Here is a 17,138-nt window from a genome sequence, read left to right on the forward strand (position 1 = left end):
GTGATGTAGCGAACAACCTTCGGCCGGCCGATCCTGCCGGCCCGCGCCGGCTGACTAGCTTGGAGGCAGCAGGGAGTCTCTTCGACCCACCTCAGGCCTCGCGCACCGCCTCGGGGCCTTCGGGCACAACCGCCAGGGAGGGCGCATGCAGTCGCGCACCGATCTCATCGAGGACCTGATGGGGCGCTTCCCCCACGTGCCGAGAGAGGCGGTCATCAAGGAGGACCTGCTGCGGGGCGGCCTGGCTTTCGACGACTCGGCGTTGACCGACAACGAGAGCGGGGCCGTCAAGCCCAAGTCGTACTTCATCTTCTCCTTCGACCACCGGACCTTGCCGGACCTGGGCACCGCCGCGCTGCGCAGGCCGCCGGAGGAGATCGTGCTCACCGGCGGCCCGTACGGGCTGCGCCGCACGGTCGTCTCGGTCCGCACCAATCCCGACTCGCCGTACCGGGTCAAGGACGACGGCGACGGCCGCCTGCGGTTGTTCCTGGACGGCCGGCCGATCGCGGACGTCGGGCTGCCCCCGATGCCGGACTACTACCGGCACACGCTGGCCAACGGAAAGTCGGTGATGGAGGTGGCACCGACGATCCAGTGGGGCTACCTCATCTACCTGACCGTGTTCCGGGTCTGCCAGTACTTTGGGGCCAAGGAGGAATGCCAGTACTGCGACATCAACCACAACTGGCGTCAGCACAAGCAGGCGGGCCGCCCGTACACCGGGGTCAAGCCCGTCGACGAGGTGCTGGAGGCGCTGGCGATCATTGACCGGCACGACACCGCCGGCGCGTCGCAGGCGTACACCCTGACCGGCGGCAGCATCACGTCCAAGGTCGACGGGCTGGCCGAGGCCGACTTCTACGGCCGGTACGCCCAGGCGATCGAGGAGCGGTTCCCGGGCCGGTGGATCGGCAAGGTGGTCGCCCAGGCGTTGCCCCGGGCCGACGTGCAGCGGTTCCACGACTACGGCATCCGCATTTACCACCCCAACTACGAGGTGTGGGACAAGCGGCTGTTCGAGCTCTACTGCCCCGGCAAGGAGCGGTATGTGGGCCGGGAGGAGTGGCACCGGCGGATCCTCGACTCCGCCGAGGTCTTCGGGCCCCGTAACGTCATCCCGAACTTCGTCGCGGGCGTCGAGATGGCCGCCCCGTACGGCTTCACCAGCGTGGACGAGGCGATCGACTCCACCACCGAGGGCCTGCAGTACTTCATGTCCCGGGGCATCACCCCGCGGTTCACCACCTGGTGCCCCGAGCCGACCACCCCGCTCGGCAGAACCAACCCACAGGGTGCGCCGCTCGAATACCACATCCGGCTGCTGGAGGCCTACGCCGCGACCATGAAGGCCAACGGCCTGTCCAGCCCGCCCGGGTACGGCCCGGCCGGCCCCGGCCGAGCGGTCTTCTCGGTCAGCTCGTTCATGGACAGTCTGCCCGCCGAACCGGAACCGGAGTCGTAAGGGGCGCCGCCGGCTGTGCGGGACGACACACCCTCAGGTCATCACATACCCGACCGGCACCCCGTCTACCGGGTGAGACCTGCAGGAAGGGACCGCAGCCATGAGAGTTTTGCTCGCGGGCGCCTCGGGCGCCGTCGGTACGCCGCTCACCCGCCAACTCATCGCGGCCGGCCACGAGGTGGTCGGCATCAGCCGCAGCCGGACCAACGCCGAGCGGCTGCGCACCGCCGGCGCCGAGGCTGTGGTGGCCGATGTGCTGGACCGCGAGAACCTGCTCACCGCCGTACGGGGTGTGCGGGCCGACGCGGTCATCCACGAGTTGACCGCTGGAGGACGCCGCCGCGGCGACCGTGGCCGCCATGGAGAAGGGGCGCGCCGGACAGGCGTACAACATCGTCGACGACGAGCCGGTGCGCTGGGGGGACTACCTGGACACGCTCGCGGCCGAGTTCGGGGCGCGCCGGCCGTGGCGGGTTCCGAGCTGGATGCTGCGGCCCATCCCGTACGCCCACGCGATGATGACCACCTCGATGCGCGTCTCCAACGCCAAGGCCAAGCGCGAGCTGGGCTGGGCTCCGGTGGTGCCGACCTACCGCGAGGGCATCCCGCTGATGGCGAGCGCGATGCGCTGACGCCTGATGGCGGCTCACCGCGCCCTGCCGAGCGCGGCGAGCTGCCCGGCGAGATTCTTGTCGTTGCGAGGCGGCTGGCCGCCCTCCCGGGCGATCAGGGCAATCTGGCCTCCAGGACGCCGCTGGTGACCCGCGTGGGTAGCACCTGCTGGTCGGTGCTGGCCGGGCCGTGCACGACCTCTCCGTCCTTCAATTGGAAGGTGCTGCCGTGCCAAGGGCAGACGACACAGGGCTGCCCGTCGACCTGGATCACCTTGCCCTGCCCGAGCGGTCCGCTCTGGTGGGCGCAGCGGTCCAGCATGACGGTGATGTCGGTGCCGTCGCGGTAGACCAGCACCGGCACGTTGTCGACCCGCCTGACCAGCAACTGGGCCTCGGGCAGCGAGTCGACCTCGGCCACCCGGCGCCACCCGTACTCGACCCGGTGCAAGTCCGGCGCGCCCTGGTTGACCTGCGCGGTCTGCTTGTAGACGAGGTGGCCGCCGAGATAACCGCCTGCGCTTACCGTCGCCACACCGAACAATCCCAGCATGCGGCCGAGCCCGTGCCGCCCTCGCAACCGGGCGGCGAGCGAGCCCGCGTAGAGAGCTACCGCCAGGGTGTTCGTGGCGGCGTGCACCAGGCCGACCCGCCGTTCCTCCTGCCAGAGCCATGACCAGTCGTTTATGCCGGTCAGCGCGGCGGGCAGCGCGCTTGCCGTGCCGACGGCGACCAGGGTTGTAGCGGCCTGCTCCTGCCCTCGGGTCCGCCCGGGCATCAGGTCGAGGACGGCGCTGCTCATCCACGCGCCCATCGGGATCTGCACCAGCGCCGGGTGCAGCGGATGGCCCAGCCATACCCCATGCAGGGTGTCCTTGAGCCGTTGCGGCCGCAGCAGCGACCACACCTTGGGCTGCAGCCGGTCGCCCACCCGATCCAGCGCGGATGCCTGCTCCAGCTTGTTCATCAGTGCCGTCCGCATGGCCGGCCATACCCCACCCGCCGGCTCTCAAACCGTTGCCTCTCGGTGCGCTCTAGCGAGCGACCTGATGACCAAAGTGGCTGGACGCCGCGATAATACTGAGTATTATACCCGGTATACTCACGCTGGGTGGTGGACCATGAGCATTCGACATGCACTGCTGGCACTGCTGGCAGAAGGATCCAAGTACGGCCTGCAACTGCGGCAGGAGTTCGAAGCCCGAACGGGCGAGGTCTGGCCGCTCAACGTCGGGCAGGTCTACACGACGCTGCAGCGCCTCGAACGCGAGGGGCACGTCGAGTCCGACGAGGCCGGGCGCGACGGCGCGCAGCGACGGTTCCGGATCACCGCCGGCGGCCAGCGCGAACTGGACCGGTGGTTGCGCACCCCGCCCGACGGCGCTCCCCCACCGCGCGACGAACTCGTCATCAAGGTGCAGGTGGCGGTGCGCATGCCCGGTGTCGACGTACGGGAGATCCTCCAGGTCCACCGCCGGCGCCTGGTCGAGGAGATGCAGCGCTACACGCACCTCAAGGCCGAGGCGGACCCCGACGACATCGCGCTCGGCCTGGTCGTCGACGCGGAACTGTTCCGGCTCGAGGCGGTGGTCCGCTGGCTCGACGCGGCCGACGCCCGGCTCCGCCGCCTACCGGCCACACCCACCACCGACGCGGCGTCGAACGACCGGGCCCGACCGGCCGGCCCCGCCGCCGAACCGGCCGAATCCGCGCCAGCCCGCGAGGAGGCCCGCCGATGAGCGCCGTGCTGAGCATGAGCCAGGTGTCCAAGGTGTACGGCACCGGCAACGCCGCCGTACACGCGCTGCGGCAGGTGGACCTCACCGTCGGCGCCGGTGAGCTGGTCGCGATCATGGGACCGAGCGGCTCCGGCAAGAGCACCCTGCTGACGATCGCCGGCAGCCTGGAAGAACCGACCGACGGTACGGTGCTGGTCTGCGGTGACGACGTGTCGACCATGTCCGCCGACGCGCAGGCCCGGATGCGCCGCCGGTCCATCGGCTTCGTCTTCCAGGACCTGAACCTGCTCGCCGGGCTGTCCGCCGTGGAGAACGTGGCGCTGCCGCTCGAACTCGACGGCATGGGCGCGCGGGCCGCCCGCGCCGCCGGCCTGCGCGTACTCGAGGAACTGGGGCTGGCCGAGCGGGCCGCCCACTTCCCCGACGACCTGTCCGGCGGCGAACGCCAGCGGGTCGCGATCGCCCGCGCGGTGGTCGGCGACCGGCGGCTGCTGCTCGCCGACGAGCCCACCGGCGCGCTGGACTCGACCAACGGCGAAGCGGTCATGCGGATGCTGCGCGCGGCCTGCAAACGCGGGATCGCCGGGGTGATGGTGACTCACGACGCGCAGCTCGCCTCCTGGGCCGACCGGGTGGTGTTCCTCCGCGACGGCCGGGTCGTCGACCAGACCGCGCCGTCGGTCGGCCCGGCCACCCTGCTCGCCGGGGACGTGGCCCCGTGACGGCGACCGCCACCCCGTCGGCCGCGCCCAAGGCGGTGCCCCGCCGCGCCCCGGGCGGTGGCCTGCCGGCCCGCCGGGCCGTGATCCGCTGGGCGGTACGGCTGTTCCGCCGCGAATGGCGCCAGCAGGTGCTGGCCCTCGCGCTGCTCACCGTCGCCGTCATCGGCGCGACCTTCGCCGTCTCCGCGACCTACAACATGGCCTCGACGAGCGATGCGAGGTTCGGACGCGCCGACCACCTTCTGCAGTTCGAGGGCGGCGACCCGGCCGAGCTCGGCTCCCGGCTCGCCGCCGCACGACAGTGGTTCGGCACGATCGACGCGATCGGCCACCGCTACGTGGAGGTGCCGGGCCTGTTCGACCCGGTCGACGCGCGGGCGCAGGACCCGCGCGGCGCGTACGGCGCGCCGATGCTGGCGGTGCGGCAGGGCCGGTTGCCGGCCGGCGCCGGCGAGATCGCGGTCACCGACGGGGTGGCCCGTACGTTGCGGACCGAGCTCGGCCGGCGGCTCCCCTTCGACGGCCACGACCGGCTGGTCGTCGGGGTGGTGGAGAACCCCAAAGACCTGACCGACGAGTTCGCCCTCGTGGACCCGGCGCACGCCGACCCGCCGCAAACCGTCACCGTCCTCGTCACCGGGACCAAGGACTCGCTGGAGGCCTTCCGCAACACCATCGACGGTCCCCTCGTGCGCGAGTCGCGGCCCGGCACGACCCGTACCGTGGTCGCCGCCGTCACCCTCGCGCTGGCCACCGTCGGCCTGCTGCTGGTGTCGCTGGTCGCGGCGGCCGGGTTCATCGTGGTGGCGCAACGCCGGCTGCGGCAGCTCGGCATGCTCGCCGCGATGGGTGCCACCCGGCGGCACCTGCGGCTGGTGCTGCTGGCCAACGGCACCGTCGTCGGCGCGGTCGCGGCGCTGCTCGGCACCGCCATCGGCGTCGCCGCCTGGCTGGCCGTCGCCGGGCAGGTGGAGACGGCCGCCGGGCACCACATCGACCGGTTTGACCTGCCCTGGCCGACGATTGGCGCGGAGATGCTGCTGGCCGTCGCCACCGCCACCGCCGCGGCGTGGTGGCCGGCGCGGGCCATCGCGCGTACGCCGATCATGAGCGCGCTGTCGGCCCGGCCGCCGCGGCCCCGCCCCGCCCGACGCACCGCGGTGGCCGCCGTGGTCCTGCTCGCCGCCGGCGTCACCTGCCTGGTGCTGTCCGGCGGAGACAACCCGGCCCTGATCTCCGCGGGCACCGTCGCCACGGCCGTCGGGGTGCTCTTCGTCGGCCCGGCGGCGATCCGGTTGCTGGCCGCGGCGCGCGGCGGGATGCCGGTGGCCGTCCGGCTGGCGTTGACCGACCTGGTCCGCTACCAGGCCCGGGCCGGCGCGGCACTCGCCGCGATCAGTCTCGCCCTGGGGATCTCCGTGGCGGTCGTCGCCGGGTCCGCCGCCGCCGAGCACCAGGCCAAGCAGGCCGCCGGGCTGGGCAACCTGGCCGACAACCAACTCCTGGTCCGCATCGGCCGACCCACCCCGGTGATCCCGGTACGCACCCCGGCGGAACTGGCCAGCCTGCAGGCCCAGGTCGACGCGATCGCCGGCAACCTCGACGCGCCCACCGTGACCCCGCTCGACATGGCGGTGGTGGCGGCCGACACCGAGCCGGGCCAGAACGGCAGCCAGCCCGGCCATCCGGCCGTCGAGATCGGCACCCCGGTCGCCGACGGCCAGGCGATGACGACGTACCCCCTCTACGTGGCCACCCTGGAACTGCTCCGGCTCTACCGGCTCGACGCCACGGCCGTCGCGGCCGACACCGACGTGCTCACCGTCCGCACCGGCGCCCTTGAACTGGTGAACATCCCCGAACGCCGCGTCTACCCGAAGACCCAGGCGCTCCCGAACCCCCGGTACTCCTCGATGCCGAACTCGCTGGTCACCGCGAGCATGATGGCCCGCCACGGCTGGCAGCCCGCGCGGGTCGGCTGGCTCCTCGACGCGGACCACCCCCTCACCGAGCAGGAACGGACCACCGCGCAGAACGTCGCCGTGAGCGCCGGCCTCACCATCGAGTCCCGCCACGAGCGGGCCTCGCTCACCGGGCTGCGGACCGGGGCGGTCGCCGCGGGCGTGCTGCTCGCCCTCGGCATCCTGGCCATGACCGTCGGCCTCATCCGCGGCGAGGCGGCCGGCGACCTGCGCACTCTGGCCGCCACCGGCGCACCCCCGGGGGTCCGGCGCACCCTGACCGCCACCACCGCCGGCGCGCTCGCGCTGCTCGGCGCCCTCCTCGGCCTGGCCGGCGCATACGCCGGGTTGGTGAGCGTCCTGCACCGCGACCTCGGCGCGCTGAGCGGCGTACCGGTCGCGCACCTGGCGGCGACGGTCGTCGGGCTGCCGCTGCTCGCCGCGGTCGCCGGCTGGCTGCTCGCCGGCCGTGAACCGCCCTCAATGGGCCGCCGCAGACTCGACTAGCCGAATCGGGGGACCGCCGGCCGACCGCCGGTGGCCACGGCGGCAGTGGGCAGTTCAGGCGTAGGCCAGGGCGAGCCGGCGATGTTCGGGGTCGTCGGTGCGTTTGGCCAGGGCGCGCAACTCGGCCGAGGCGGTGGCGGAGTGGCGCGCGCACCACCCGTGCATGAGGGCGGCGGCGGTTTCCGGCGTGCTCCCGTTGGCGGTGGCGACCACCACCTCCGCGGTCTCCTCGAGCATCTGGTCGAGGGTCGGCACGGGCACACCCAGCTCACGCAGGTGCCCGGCGATCAGCCCGACACCCAGGGGGGTCAGTGCGACAGCACCGGCATCCTTGTCGATCGCCCCGAGCTCGGCCAACTGGTCGAGCAGGCGATCGGTGTCGTTGTCAGCGGCCTGCCGCCAGCCCCGTTCCTGCTCCTCGCTTCCGGGGTCGAACCCCAGTCCGTCGCATGCCGCCTGGTAGGCGAGCTGCCGCAACTCGTCGACCGCCACCGGTTCCGGCCCGATGTACAGGGCCATGGTCACGGCGAACACCGCGTCGTCGAACCGCCACCGCAGCACCGACTCGGCCCACCCCGCACCGCACACCGCCCCGCCGAGCTCGAACAGTGCGGTGAAGGCCCGCCGGGACAGCGCGAGCGGATCCGCCAGCAGCTTCGCCGCGCTCTTGACCGGCAGCAGCCGCCCCTTCGCCACCCGCACGACGCGGGCCGCCCGGGCCCAGGCGACCAGCACACTGAGCTCGTACAGCTCGTCGCTGCTTCGGGTCTTGAAGACCCGGTCGCCGATCACGGGATCGATGACATCGCCGGTTTCCAGCAGCGCGACGAGTTCCCGCGCGTCGGCCAGCCGCAGCCTGCCGGTGGTGGTGAGGGTCCGCCCGTCACCGAGCCACCGCACCAGCTCCCGCAGCCGGCGTACGACGACGGACTCGGCGGCCAGCCCGCGGAGGGTGTCGTCGTCGGGCACGGCCACCAGCGGCAGCGGCGGATGCCGGTCGGGATCCTCGCCGCGCAGGTGGTTGGCCATCACCTGGTGGAGCAGGTCTTCGTCGACGGCGATGCGACCGGCATGCAGGTCGGTGATAAACCGCTCGGTGGCCGCCTGATCGGTGAGGTCGATGCCCTCATGCAGCATCCGGGTGGTCCAGAACTTCGCGAGCCCGTAGCGGCTCTGGTCCGCCATCGCGTCGACGAACGGGGCGGCGAGCTTGTCCAGGGCAACGTGCAGCAGCTGCCGGTCGGCGCAGCGCCGGTCGGCGAGGTCCTGGTCAAAGAGGAAGTCGATGAACTCGCCCACGGCCGGCGTGGCGCCGGCCCACTCCTTCGGCGACAACGTCACCTGGCGCGGAAACCAGTCGAGCAGCGCCTCTTCCAGGTCCTCCGGCTGCCAACGTCCGAGCAGACCGTCACCGTCTGACCAGCGGTGCTCAAGCAGCGACTCAATGACGAACAGGTCGACCGGCCGCTGGTGCTTCCGGGCCCAGCGGTCGAACCGCCGCACCAGCCGCTCGCGGGCGGGGAAGAAAAGCTCATCCGGTGCCGAGGTGTAGACCATCCGCATGACGGCCGACAATACCCGCGGAGCTTCCGACGGGTGCCCGTGTCCTGCCATCCGATTTGGGACCCCGGGTTGGCCCGACGTCACCAGGGTCCGTCGGGTCAGGCCTGGCGAATCGCTTCGCCGGCGAGTTCGATCCGCACATTCTTCCCGACGAGGACACCGCCGCTTTCGAGAAGGACGTTCCAGACCAGGCCGTAGTCCTCACGGTCGATTTCGGCCGTCGCGCTGAACCCGAAGATGTCCTGCCCATAGGGATCGCGGCGAGCGCCGCCGAACTCCACCTGGAGGTCGACCGGTCGCGTGATCCCCTTGACGGTCAACTCCCCGGCGAGCACGAATCGGGTGGACTGCGGTGGGATGTGGCTGGCTTCGCTCCTGCGACCCAGTCGGTAGTTCCGCAAGCGAGCCCAGTAGAAGATCGGGTCGTTGTCTTCCATCCACGTGATCCCGGTGCTGCGGTACTCGAGCGTGGGGTACCTCTCCACGTCGAGGAAGTCAGGGCTGCTCAGGTGTGCGTCCCGGTCGGCGTTCCCCGTGTCGATGGTCGCCGCCTGGATGGTTGCGGTCACCGAGGAAGCCAACGGGTCCTCATTCACGTCAATTCGCACGGCCGCCGCGCCGAACTCACCGCGTACGGGACTTACCATCATGTGCCGGGCCAGGAAGCCGATCCGCTTGTGTGCCTGATCGAGAAGATAGGTGCCGGCAGCCGGGATGGTGATGCCTCCCCAGTGCCGTGTGGCAGGACCCGTCATCGTTGTGCTTCCCTCAACTTGCTCTTGTGCTATCAGCGTTCTGCTGCGGTTCGCATATTCCGCCCGAATAGCCGGACGTGTACCCCTCGTCGAGGTTAGAACGCGGCGAGCGACCGAGGCATGCGAGCGTGAAGGCCCTCACGGCAGAGGCGAGCGTGAAGATGATCACGGCCGAGGGGGCGCAGGGCTGCACCGTGCCGCCGGCGAGATCGCGTGCAGCCCTGGCCATGCCGGCAGGCGAGAGTGCGGCCAGCCGTACGGGGCCGGCCGCACCCGGTGTTGCTTATGGGCGTGGGCCGCTGCTGCGGCGCTCGCCGCTGGGAGCGGTCAGCTCCCGCTGCGGTACGGGCCGTCCACGTAGACGAGCGCGTCACCGACGGCCCGCTCGGTCGAACCGCTCGGCCGGTTGACCAGGGCGCCCTCGACGGCCATCGCGGTGGAACCGCCGCCGTCGAGGTTGACCGCGTCGTCCAGGCCGAGCGCCTGGGCGACGGCGGCCGTCTCGTCCATGGTGGTGCCGACGCTGCCGGTCTGGCGGCCGTCGATGGTGGCGAGCACGATCTTGCCGTCCCGCGTGGTGCCGGCGATGGTCCGCGGGTTGCGGTCGAAGAAGCTGCCGGAGCCGGCCGGTACGACGATCTGGCCGTCGGCGGTCAGCGGGTACCGCCCGGTCACCCCGAACAGGCCGGGCCGCACGGGAAGTTCCTCGCCGTTCTGGTCGGTCAGGGTCGAGGTGGCGCTCACGCAGCCCTGCGCGGTCAGGTCCAGCAGGGCCGCGGTGTCCCGCCCGGTGGCCTGCAGCGAGGTCTGGCCGACGGCGAGGGCGGTGCCCCGGGTGGTCGAGGTGTGCACCACGCAGCCGAGCCGGTCGAGCACGACCTCCACGCCGGCGCCGGACGGGGTGGCGGAGGCGAACTCGGGGGTGAACTCGACGAGGTCGCCGGGGAGGGTGCACTGGGTCTGGTCGGCGAGGGCCGCGCAGCCGGCGGGCACGACCGGCGGGTGGTTGATGAACTCCAGCGGCAGGGTGGCGTCGGTCTGCCGGTTCCGTACGCTGCCCGACCAGCCCAGCTTCCCGGTCAGGGCCCGGTTGCTGTTGGCGTCGACCACGAAGTTGACCTCGGCCGGGTCGCTGATGGGCTCGCTGAGCAGCTTGCCGCCGAACAGCCCCAGCCCGACCGGGTCACCCGGGTAGAGCTGGCTGGCGGTGAAGGTGAAGAAGGAGGCGTTGACGCCGGCCAGGGCACCGGAGGCGCGGACCAGGTCCGTGGTCTTCTCGACCTTGGCGAGGTCCGGGCCGTACGTCGCCTTCAGGTGCCCGCGGGCCTGGCTCGGGTCGATGGTGAGCACGTTGACCATCCACGGACCCCGCGTGGTGGTGTTGATCTGGTCGGCGGGCGCCGGCTCGCTGCCCCGCTCGATCCGGGTCAGGGTGACGCCATCAGCCAGGGCACGACTGGTGCGTACCTCCGTCAGGTCGGCGTCGCCGAGCGGCAGGGTGCCGGCGGTGGCCTCGGCCCGGGCCCCGGGCACGACGCCGAGCGCCGCCGCGGCCAGCGCGGCCGCCGCGAACGCCCCGGCCCGGCGGAAGCGGGACAGGTCAGGAGTGGAAACAGTCATGCCGTGATCTTGGTGCCGCCACCGAACTACGCGCCCGACTCCACGTGACACGTCGGCGAATTGTGCGGTAAGGACGACGGGGCCGATCTGCGGGAGCGCCACCGGATGCGGTGCCGATCGTCCCGTCTGCCCCGAAAGGTGACCTATTCTCCGATTCGGTCATCGCGCGGAGTCGCCGATTTTACGATCGCCGGAGCGCTGTCGGAGCGTCAGCGTGATCGCGCCGTCTCACACCCATGGAGGGGACATGGCACGGACTCGAGGACTTCGGGCAGTGGTCTCGGCGGCTGTCGGCGGCTTGATCGCCATCGCCGCGACCGTACCGGCCATGGCGATCGCCCCATCGCATCTGGGTACGGCCCTGGTTGACAGCACCACACCCGCACCGCCGGAAGAGCCACGCCCCCCGCTACTCCCGGCAGACTTTCAGGGAACGGGCCGGTACATCGTTCGCGACCTCGGCATCGATGTCCCCTTCACCTGGCAGGGCAGGGACGGCGACAGCCAAATGATCGCCGGGGGCCCGGAATACCCGATCTGGTTCACCAACCTGATCTACCACAACACGCTCTACACACTCACCTACAAGTGGCCGGGCATCCCGCCGAATCCGCCGCAGCCTTGCCATGCGGTGGGGTTCTTCAACCGCCAGATCCTGAACGACATCCTGAAGACCGCGCGGTTCGTAGGCCCGGAGTTTCTACAAGGGAACAACGACCGGCACGTCGATCATTGGCGGGTTGGTGTGGTTGCGGGCTCCACCCAGCCGGGAGAACATCCCCGCATCCCGCTCGCGCTCGGTGACGTCTACGTCGACCAGAGGGATCCGAGCCAGTGGTGGCAGGTGCTGCAGTTCGGCATTCAAAACCTCCTCGATCCAGCGCTGGACGAGTGGTTCACGATGAGCACGTTCAGGCACCAGCCAGGGCAGGTCACGCTGCCCGACAGGTGCCCACCGCCAACCGCGTGATCTCGCACCACCTGCTCGACAGGGAACGTGGTCCGGCTGGACCGCCGCTTCGTCAGCAGGTCGCGGTGCCGCCGTTGGCGGCGGACCTGATCCCCGGGGTGTCGCGGACCGTGCGGAAGTTGGTCCGGAAGGCGTTGAACACCGTGGAGTCCTCGAGCTGCAGCAGCGCCTCGTCCGACTGACGCAGCGAGTTGTAGCTGAAGTTGTGACTGCCGACCCAGGTGATCGTCCGGTCCGCGCCGCCGTAGTAGTTGCCTTCGACCTGGAGGTACTTGCTGTGGGTCCAGACGCTGTCGCCGATGCAGTAGTACCTGACGACCGGCCCGCCGTAGCCGCTGCTGGTGGCGGCGAGGAGGTTCTTCATCGCGGTGACTTCGGAGTTGCTGCCCGGGTCGTACCGCTGCACCACCTCGACGTAGCAGCCCGCCTCGTCCAGCTCCCACAGCTTCGAGGCGACGTAGGTGCGGCTGAAGATGGCCTGGTTGACCCGGATGATGGTGCGGTGGGTGCCGTCCTGCGTGCCCACGACGGAGTTGCCGAAGCAGGCGACGTTGTTGAGCGCCGTCATGATCGTGTCTTCGCTCGGGTCGCTGTATGGCTGTCCGTTGCTCTCCTGCCGCGGAAAGAAGTGGACCTTCGCGTTGCCGGAGGTCACCGCGGGCCGCCCGGTGTCGTAGTAGTTGTTGTTGACCACGCGAGCCTGGAGGTCGTCGAAGTAGCCGCTGTAGGCGTTGTAGATGCCGGTGTTCCCCACCAGCACGAGCGCGGCGTTCCACCCGCCGAGTCCGTCCCGGCCGGTGTGCAGGTTGGCCGTCGACTGGACCACCACGTTGGCGGCACCCTGGGTGCTGGAGAACAGGAAGAACTTGTTGTGGTTGATCGACCCCACGCCGCTCAGCACCCGGTCGCCGATACAACCGCGACCCGGCGGGCAGAACATGATCCACGACGACGCGCCGAGGTCGGTGCCGAGAGCCGCCACCAGGGGGGCGTACGGCGCCGTGGCGGGGTCGTGGTCGTTGAAGATGACCTGGACGTTCACCCCCCGGTTCTTCGCCGCGATCAGGGCGTTCGGCACGGTGGCGTCGCTCGCGTAGAACATCGCCATCCGGATCCGGGAGCCGGCCGGCGCGCCGTCGATCAGTTCGACGATGCGCGTCTGGATCGCCGCCTTTTCCGTGGCCGTACCGAGCGGATTGTTGAAGACCGCGGTGGTGGTGGGTACCGCCACCGCGGGCTCGGCACCGGCGGACAATCCCGCGGCCAGCAGGCACACGGAGGCAGCCAGCGACGATACGACGCTGCGTAGGGACATGAGTCCTCCCGGGGCGAGTGGGATTGCGGGGCCTGCCGATCAAGATGGAATTACAAAGAAGTGCATCGATGCAACACTCCGGCATCAAAGCCGGGCACCAGCCGACCCGCACGTCGTCCTGATGCCTCGTCATGAGTCACGCTGAACTCGAAGCTTCGTAGCAAACCAGAGGCAGACCTGCGGTGGCAACCTTCCTGACCAGCGGATATGGTGGCCGGGGAGGTTACGACCGCACCGACGCCGCGGTACGCGAGCAGGGTCAGCGAGCGAGTCGGCGTGCCGCCTCGGCCGACTGCCAGCTGCGCAGGGCCCGCTTGATGCGCCGGTTCTCGTCGCGTGCCTCGTCCCGCTCCTCGGTGCGCCGATGCAGCTCGAAGGCGAGCCGGTGCAGCAGCGCGTCGACGTCCTCGGGGCGGTAGCCGCGCCTGGTCGTCGGGAGCCGCAGCGCGGCGATCCGGTCCGGGGTGAGCGGGCCGCGCAGGGCGTGCCGGCTGCGATAGACGGTCATCGCCACGGGATCCGTTCCGGCAGGTGGATCCGCTCGGCCGGCACCCCGGCGGCGAGCAGTCGCAGCCGCGAGCCGGCCAGCATCAGCGGCGGCCCGCACACGTACACCTGCTGCTCACCGCGCAGATGGTCGAGGGCGACGGTCAGCGCGTCGCCCCGCTCCCCCGGCTCGGCGAGGAGGTCGTGGGAGAACGCCGGCACGACGGTCAGCCAGTCGTGGGCCTGCTGGAGCTTGTCGAGGGTGATCGCGTCGTACAGGCTCGCCACGTCACGGCTTCCCGTGACCAGCGTCACCCGCCGACCGTCCGGGGCGGCGGCGACCTGCTCGACGATCGCGCGCAGCGGCGCCAGCCCGGTCCCGCCGGCGATCAGCAACAGGTCCCCGTCGTGCAGGCTCAGCCCGGTGTCGGCCGGTGGGCCGAGGTGGAGCAGCTCTTTGGGGCGTACCTGATGGACCAGGCTGGTGGAGACGGCGCCGCCGCGGACCGCGCGGACGTGCAGCTCGACGGTGCCGTCCGGGCGCGGCGCGTTCGCCGGGCAGTACCAGCGCCACCGGCCGGGCCGACGCGGCGTGCACACCGGCACCGCCTGCCCGGGCTGGTAGGGCAGCCGCCGCCACGGCCGTACCGTGATGACGGCGACCCCGTCGCAGGCCAGGTCGTGGTCGAGCACCTCGACCGGCCACCAGGCCGGGCCGTCACCTACCCGGGTGGCCGCCCACTCGACCAGTCGCCACGGGACGGTTCGCTTCAGCGCCTCGTCGATGATCCTTCCGTGCTCCGCGCGCAGGCCAAAGCGCCGGTAGGCGCGGCCCAGGATGCTCAGCAGCGCCAGCCGGTTGGGGCGGCTGTCGTCGCCGGCGAGCCGGCGCAGGGCGGCCTCGATCAGCGGGGCCTCCTGTTCGGTCAGCAGGCCGGGGTAGCGGTCCTCGATCTGCTCCCAGAACGTGCTCCTGTTCAGGTAGCTCTCCGCGCGGCGGTGCTCGGCCTCGGACCAACCCAGGCTCGGGACCTCGGTCCCGCTGGTCAGCGCCCGCGCCACATGGGCCGCCAGCCGGTCCCGGTCCACCCCGATCAGGTACGGGGACAGCTCCGCGTCCGCCGCGACCAGGCTGAGCCAACGGGTGACCGCCTCGGGTATCCCGGCTTCGGTCATGCCTTTCGCTCCCCGCTGCCCTGGTCCGGCACGGTCAACTGCTCGGCGGTGAGGCCGGCGGCGTGGATCGTGGCGTGGGCCCAGCGGGCCAGGCGGCACGGGTACGGGACGCGCTCGCTGCGGCAGAGCCGGCCCTGCGGCCAGGACTCCGGGGCGTGGACGCGGACCGCGTGTACGGCGAGCGCCAGGTCCTCGTCAGTGACCGGGGTGAGCACGGGAAAGTCGGCGAGTACGGCGGACATCGGTGGGCGCCTCCGGCGTCGTGAAGCGTGGAGTGGCACCGGAGCGGGCGGGGACGGCCGCCGCCGTACGGGGGAACGACTCGGCCGGAGCCCAGCACCCGCCCCGGGCCATGCGACCAGCGTCGTGTCTGGACTGAGCAGGAACTACAGCGCCGGAGGGGCCTCAGTGACGCAGAACTGTGGCGTCTGCGTACCCGCGCAATCAACGGAGTGTTACTACAGTGGCGGCAGAACGGAGGGAGATCAGGCGTGGCCCTGAAGCGACACCGGCTCTGCCAGCGGCGTAAGGCCCTCGGGTACAGCCAGGAGCGCCTGGCCGAACTTCTCGGCGTGGAACGGTCGACCGTGGTGCGCTGGGAGAACGCCGAGACGGACCCTCAGCCGTGGCATCGAACCCGGATCGCCTCCGCGTTGGGGGTTACGCTCGAACAGCTCGACGACATGCTCGTCGACGTGTCGGTGGCAGCACATCGAGGGCAGGCCATGGGAGATGACGCGCGTAGTCCCGCCTCCGGTGCTGCCCGACCGGAACTGCTGGCCGGCCTCCGGGCGTTCCTCACCAGCTACCTGGCGGCTCCCAACGGACCGACTCCGTCGATTGTCGAAGTGCGACGGGCAGTAGGCCGGGTGCACAACCTCTACCAGCGGGCGAGCTACACCTCGACGGCGCGTCTACTGCCGGACGTCCTCAGCCAGGCAACGGCCCTGGCCGGCGACGCCGCCGGACTTCATCGCAGCAATGCCTTCCGGCTGCTCGCTGCCGCCTACATTGCCGCTTCGAAGCTGGCTGCCAAGGTGGGTGACGGTGACAGCGCCTTGCTGGCCGCCGATCGGGCCTCCACCGCCGCCCGGCTCGCCGACGACCAGGCGCTGGCGGCCATGGCCGCCTACCAGGCGGCATGCGGGCTCATGCGGCTGCCCGGGAGAGCGGCCGAGGCCGAACAGATCGTGCTCGCCAGCATTAGCCGCCTAGCTGGTGCTGGCTCTGCTGGCGATCCGGACCTGCTCTCCGCACAAGGGGCGTTGTTACTTCTGGCTGCCGTGATGGCCGCCGGGCAAGGCAACCCGAAGGAAGCGGGCCAGCTCTTGGCGCAGGCCGGTGAGCTGGCGACAGTGCTCGGCTCGGACCGCAACCGGCTCTGGACGGGCTTCGGTCCGACGAATGTCGTCATCCACGCGGTCTCCGCTGCGGTTCGGGCCGGCAACGCCGATCAAGCGCTGGAGATCGGGGCGCGGCTCGACACGTCGCGGTTGCCGGCGGTGCTGGTCGGCCGGCGCGCGCAGGTGCACGTCGACCTGGCGGCAGCGGCGCTGATGTCGTCTGGCGACAGGTCGGTATCAGTGCTGCACCTGCTTGAAGCCGAGCGGGTGGGCGCTGAAGTGGTCCACGCCAACGTGCAGGCGCGGGCGCTGTTGCTCGACCTGCTGGCGAAGGAGCGGCGAGCGGCGACGCCGGGGCTGCGGCCCTTGGCGGAGCGAGCTGGGCTGTTGGCATGACCCAACGAGGTGTGCTGGCTCTGGTGGCCTGCGCCGCCCCTCCAGTGCTGCGGATCGGTGAGCTGATCGGGCTGCTCCAGGAAGATGGCTGGACCGTCTGTCTGACCGCTACGCCGACGGCGGCGACCTGGATCGATCGGGAGGCGTTGGCGCGGCAGACGGGGTATCCGGTGCGGGTGGAGTGGCGACTGCCGGGTGAGCCGGAGCCGCATCCGCCGGCCGACGTCGTTGCCGTGGTGCCGGCGACGTTCAACGTCATTAACAAGTGGGCGCTGGGGATCAATGACACACTCGCGCTCGGAATCCTGAACGAGGCGCTCGGCGCAGGCGTTCCGGTATTCGCCTTCCCGAACCTTAAAGCGCGGCTCGCCGCCCATCCGACTTACCGCGGAAACTTGGCAATACTTCGAGAGACGGGCGTCGTCGTGACGCCAATGTCTGTTGAATCCTCCTGGACGTCGATTTCAATGCGGCTGAAAAGCAGCGGTTAGCCATATCAGAAGCCGATT

Annotated in this window: 16 protein-coding genes and 1 pseudogene; 9 read left to right on the plus strand and 8 right to left on the minus strand. The window is 70.9% G+C overall.

Annotation, left to right across the window (positions count from 1 at the left end):
- Nucleotides 1-145 precede the first annotated feature (145 nt).
- The 3 genes and pseudogenes from ONA70_RS03405 (at nt 146) to ONA70_RS03410 (ending at nt 2,097) form a co-directional block, all read left to right on the plus strand.
- Entirely contained in the window at nt 146-1,465 is a 1,320-nt protein-coding gene (locus ONA70_RS03405; protein ID WP_265004838.1) for a radical SAM protein, read from the plus strand.
- A gap of 100 nt (nt 1,466-1,565) precedes the next feature.
- A pseudogene (locus tag ONA70_RS36830) lies at nt 1,566-1,799 on the plus strand (NAD-dependent epimerase/dehydratase family protein); the annotation flags it as partial.
- A 25-nt stretch (nt 1,800-1,824) separates the two neighbouring features.
- Nucleotides 1,825-2,097 (plus strand): NAD-dependent epimerase/dehydratase family protein, encoded by a 273-nt coding sequence (locus ONA70_RS03410; protein WP_265004839.1) that lies wholly within the window; start codon nt 1,825-1,827, stop codon nt 2,095-2,097.
- Between the two features lie 94 nt (nt 2,098-2,191).
- On the opposite strand, the gene ONA70_RS03415 is transcribed toward ONA70_RS03410, so the two are convergent.
- Entirely contained in the window at nt 2,192-3,058 is an 867-nt protein-coding gene (locus tag ONA70_RS03415; protein ID WP_265004840.1) for a Rieske 2Fe-2S domain-containing protein, read from the minus strand.
- Nucleotides 3,059-3,197: 139 nt separating this feature from the next.
- Between ONA70_RS03415 and ONA70_RS03420 the strand changes: the two genes are divergently transcribed.
- From ONA70_RS03420 to ONA70_RS03430, 3 genes are read left to right on the plus strand one after another with little or no spacing between them, the layout of a single operon-like run.
- The gene (locus tag ONA70_RS03420) at nt 3,198-3,815 is read left to right on the plus strand and encodes a PadR family transcriptional regulator (RefSeq protein ID WP_265004841.1); all 618 of its coding nucleotides are present in this window, start codon (nt 3,198-3,200) and stop codon (nt 3,813-3,815) included.
- A complete protein-coding gene (locus ONA70_RS03425) occupies nt 3,812-4,537 on the plus strand; it encodes an ABC transporter ATP-binding protein (protein WP_265004842.1) in 726 nt (241 codons plus the stop codon). Before ONA70_RS03420 ends, ONA70_RS03425 begins: the two co-directional genes overlap by 4 nt.
- Nucleotides 4,534-7,005 (plus strand): ABC transporter permease, encoded by a 2,472-nt coding sequence (locus tag ONA70_RS03430; protein WP_265004843.1) that lies wholly within the window; start codon nt 4,534-4,536, stop codon nt 7,003-7,005. The genes ONA70_RS03425 and ONA70_RS03430 overlap by 4 nt, the downstream gene beginning before the upstream one ends.
- Before the next feature lie 54 nt (nt 7,006-7,059).
- Here ONA70_RS03430 and ONA70_RS03435 read toward each other — a convergent pair whose 3' ends face one another.
- The 3 genes from ONA70_RS03435 to ONA70_RS03445 all read right to left on the minus strand — a co-directional run bounded on the left by ONA70_RS03435 (nt 7,060) and on the right by ONA70_RS03445 (nt 10,943).
- Nucleotides 7,060-8,568 (minus strand): hypothetical protein, encoded by a 1,509-nt coding sequence (locus tag ONA70_RS03435; RefSeq protein WP_265004844.1) that lies wholly within the window; start codon nt 8,566-8,568, stop codon nt 7,060-7,062.
- 98 nt (nt 8,569-8,666) lie between these two features.
- Nucleotides 8,667-9,323 (minus strand): YceI family protein, encoded by a 657-nt coding sequence (locus ONA70_RS03440; RefSeq protein WP_265004845.1) that lies wholly within the window; start codon nt 9,321-9,323, stop codon nt 8,667-8,669.
- Between the two features lie 327 nt (nt 9,324-9,650).
- Nucleotides 9,651-10,943, minus strand: coding sequence for a phosphodiester glycosidase family protein (locus ONA70_RS03445; RefSeq protein ID WP_265004846.1), 1,293 nt, complete (start codon nt 10,941-10,943; stop codon nt 9,651-9,653).
- Nucleotides 10,944-11,190: 247 nt separating this feature from the next.
- Here ONA70_RS03445 and ONA70_RS03450 point away from each other — a divergent pair, with 247 nt between their 5' ends.
- Nucleotides 11,191-11,913 carry a hypothetical protein gene (locus ONA70_RS03450; protein ID WP_265004847.1) on the plus strand — a complete coding sequence of 241 codons (723 nt, stop codon included), beginning with the start codon at nt 11,191-11,193 and terminating at the stop codon, nt 11,911-11,913.
- Between the two features lie 52 nt (nt 11,914-11,965).
- Here ONA70_RS03450 and ONA70_RS03455 read toward each other — a convergent pair whose 3' ends face one another.
- The 4 genes from ONA70_RS03455 to ONA70_RS03470 form a co-directional block, all read right to left on the minus strand.
- A complete protein-coding gene (locus ONA70_RS03455) occupies nt 11,966-13,144 on the minus strand; it encodes a phospholipase D-like domain-containing protein (protein ID WP_265004848.1) in 1,179 nt (392 codons plus the stop codon).
- 343 nt (nt 13,145-13,487) lie between these two features.
- Complete coding sequence (locus ONA70_RS03460; RefSeq protein WP_265004849.1) at nt 13,488-13,736, minus strand: DivIVA domain-containing protein; 249 nt, start codon at nt 13,734-13,736, stop codon at nt 13,488-13,490.
- Nucleotides 13,733-14,890 (minus strand): FAD-binding oxidoreductase, encoded by a 1,158-nt coding sequence (locus ONA70_RS03465; protein WP_265004850.1) that lies wholly within the window; start codon nt 14,888-14,890, stop codon nt 13,733-13,735. The genes ONA70_RS03460 and ONA70_RS03465 overlap by 4 nt, the downstream gene beginning before the upstream one ends.
- Entirely contained in the window at nt 14,887-15,132 is a 246-nt protein-coding gene (locus ONA70_RS03470) for a hypothetical protein (protein WP_265004851.1), read from the minus strand. The genes ONA70_RS03465 and ONA70_RS03470 overlap by 4 nt, the downstream gene beginning before the upstream one ends.
- A 249-nt stretch (nt 15,133-15,381) precedes the next feature.
- On the opposite strand from ONA70_RS03470, the gene ONA70_RS03475 reads away from it, so the two are divergent.
- On the plus strand, nt 15,382-16,629 hold the full coding sequence (locus ONA70_RS03475; RefSeq protein WP_265004852.1) for a helix-turn-helix transcriptional regulator: 1,248 nt from the start codon (nt 15,382-15,384) through the stop codon (nt 16,627-16,629).
- Nucleotides 16,626-17,120, plus strand: a complete 495-nt coding sequence (locus tag ONA70_RS03480; protein ID WP_265004853.1) for a flavoprotein — start codon at nt 16,626-16,628, stop codon at nt 17,118-17,120. The genes ONA70_RS03475 and ONA70_RS03480 overlap by 4 nt, the downstream gene beginning before the upstream one ends.
- Nucleotides 17,121-17,138: the final 18 nt, after the last annotated feature.

Source organism: Micromonospora yasonensis, from assembly GCF_026013475.1.
GTDB lineage: Bacteria > Actinomycetota > Actinomycetes > Mycobacteriales > Micromonosporaceae > Micromonospora > Micromonospora yasonensis.

Excerpts from the sequence above, each read along its gene's own strand:
- ONA70_RS03420 (WP_265004841.1), top strand. The coding sequence starts at position 3,198 with ATGAGCATTCGACATGCACTGCTGGCACTGCTGGCAGAAGGATCCAAG.
- ONA70_RS03445 (WP_265004846.1), bottom strand. The coding sequence starts at position 10,943 with ATGACTGTTTCCACTCCTGACCTGTCCCGCTTCCGCCGGGCCGGGGCG.
- ONA70_RS03480 (WP_265004853.1), top strand. The coding sequence starts at position 16,626 with ATGACCCAACGAGGTGTGCTGGCTCTGGTGGCCTGCGCCGCCCCTCCA.
- ONA70_RS03450 (WP_265004847.1), top strand. The coding sequence starts at position 11,191 with ATGGCACGGACTCGAGGACTTCGGGCAGTGGTCTCGGCGGCTGTCGGC.
- ONA70_RS03415 (WP_265004840.1), bottom strand. The coding sequence starts at position 3,058 with ATGCGGACGGCACTGATGAACAAGCTGGAGCAGGCATCCGCGCTGGAT.
- ONA70_RS03425 (WP_265004842.1), top strand. The coding sequence starts at position 3,812 with ATGAGCGCCGTGCTGAGCATGAGCCAGGTGTCCAAGGTGTACGGCACC.
- ONA70_RS03435 (WP_265004844.1), bottom strand. The coding sequence starts at position 8,568 with ATGCGGATGGTCTACACCTCGGCACCGGATGAGCTTTTCTTCCCCGCC.
- ONA70_RS03410 (WP_265004839.1), top strand. The coding sequence starts at position 1,825 with ATGGAGAAGGGGCGCGCCGGACAGGCGTACAACATCGTCGACGACGAG.
- ONA70_RS03470 (WP_265004851.1), bottom strand. The coding sequence starts at position 15,132 with ATGTCCGCCGTACTCGCCGACTTTCCCGTGCTCACCCCGGTCACTGAC.
- ONA70_RS03465 (WP_265004850.1), bottom strand. The coding sequence starts at position 14,890 with ATGACCGAAGCCGGGATACCCGAGGCGGTCACCCGTTGGCTCAGCCTG.
- ONA70_RS03460 (WP_265004849.1), bottom strand. The coding sequence starts at position 13,736 with ATGACCGTCTATCGCAGCCGGCACGCCCTGCGCGGCCCGCTCACCCCG.
- ONA70_RS03440 (WP_265004845.1), bottom strand. The coding sequence starts at position 9,323 with ATGACGGGTCCTGCCACACGGCACTGGGGAGGCATCACCATCCCGGCT.
- ONA70_RS03405 (WP_265004838.1), top strand. The coding sequence starts at position 146 with ATGCAGTCGCGCACCGATCTCATCGAGGACCTGATGGGGCGCTTCCCC.